Origin of the sequence: Thermus arciformis, assembly GCF_900102145.1 — a bacterium.
GTDB classification, from domain to species: Bacteria; Deinococcota; Deinococci; order Deinococcales; family Thermaceae; genus Thermus; species Thermus arciformis.
Map to the genome: position 1 here is coordinate 1 of NZ_FNBC01000084.1, position 1,235 is coordinate 1,235.

Genomic DNA, 1,235 nt, shown 5'->3' on the forward strand with positions numbered 1-1,235 from the left:
TGAAGTGCTGCCCCAAATTTGGACCACCCCAAGAGAGAGGCCGAGGGGTGTAGTCTGAAGGGGTAGCGAGATGCGCAGGTGGTCAGCAAAGGAAAAGGCAAAAATTGTGTTGGAGGTCTTGTCGGGTCAAAGGACCGTGGCCGAAGCCTGCCGGGCTTATGGGATGGCGGAGTCCCTCTTTTACCGCTGGCAGCGGGAGTTCCTGGAGAACGCCCACGCCGCTTTCACCTCCGGCTGTGCGGAGCAAGAGGCCCGCATCCGCGAGCTGGAGCGCCTGGCGGGCCAGCTGGCCCTGGAGCTGGAAGTCCTAAAAAAAGCCTCGGGGCTCTACCGGCAAAGGAAAGGCGGGAGCTGGTGAAGGCCCTCAAGGGAGCCTACCCCCTCCGCCTGCTTTCCCGGGTCCTCGGGGTGCCCCGGAGCACCCTCTACTACCGGCCCCAGGACCCCCCTCCCGAGGAGGCAGCCCTCCGGGGACGACTGCGGGCCCTGGCGGAGGCCTGGCCCCGGTACGGCTACCGGCGCCTCACCGCCCTCTTGCGGGGGGAAGGTGTCCAGGTGGGGGAGAAGCGGGTGCGCTCCCTGATGCGCGAGGAGGGCTTGCTCCTTCCCCGCAAGGGGTCCTCCCCCAGGACCACCTTCCCGGGGGGTCTTCCCCCGGAGGGGGTGAAGAACCTCCTGCCGGGGCTTGAGGTGACCCGCCCGCACCAGGTGTGGGTGGCGGACCTGAGCTACGTGGTCCTGGGGGAGGGTGTGGCCTACCTGGCGGTGGTGATGGACCTCCACACCCGCAAGATCCTGGGGGTGGCCCTGGGGCCGAGGCTGTCCCAGGGGCTTGCTCTTGCGGCCCTGGAGATGGCTCTGAGGGAGGGGTGTCCCGAGGTGCACCATTCGGACCGGGGGGTGCAGTACACCTCCAGGGCGTATGTGGAGCGGCTTTTGGGGCTAGGGGTGCGGCTCAGTTACGCGGGGACGGGGAGGCCTTGGGAGAACGGGCACGCGGAGCGGTTGATCCGGACGATCAAAGAGGAGTGGGTGGCCTTGCGGGAGTACAGGACCCTGGCGGAGGCGCGGGCTTCGGTGAAGGCTTTTGTCCTTGAGGTGTACAACCGCAAGCGTCCTCACTCGGCCTTGGATTACATGACGCCTGAGGCCTTTTCGGAGAGCCTGTTGAAAGGGGGTAGGAGCCCTGACTAAACTGACCGGTAAGGTGGTCCAAATTTAGGGCCGCAGTACAC

Annotated in this window: 1 protein-coding gene; it reads left to right on the plus strand. The window is 66.2% G+C overall.

Translation table 11 applies throughout. The annotated features are described in order from the left end of the window. Positions 1-70 precede the first annotated feature (70 nt). Positions 71-1,194 (plus strand): IS3 family transposase gene (locus BLP62_RS13410; protein WP_093008760.1). Its coding sequence is split into 2 segments (ribosomal slippage): positions 71-308 and positions 308-1,194, totalling 1,125 coding nucleotides; the frame shifts between segments, so codons are not numbered across the junction. Positions 1,195-1,235 lie beyond the last annotated feature (41 nt).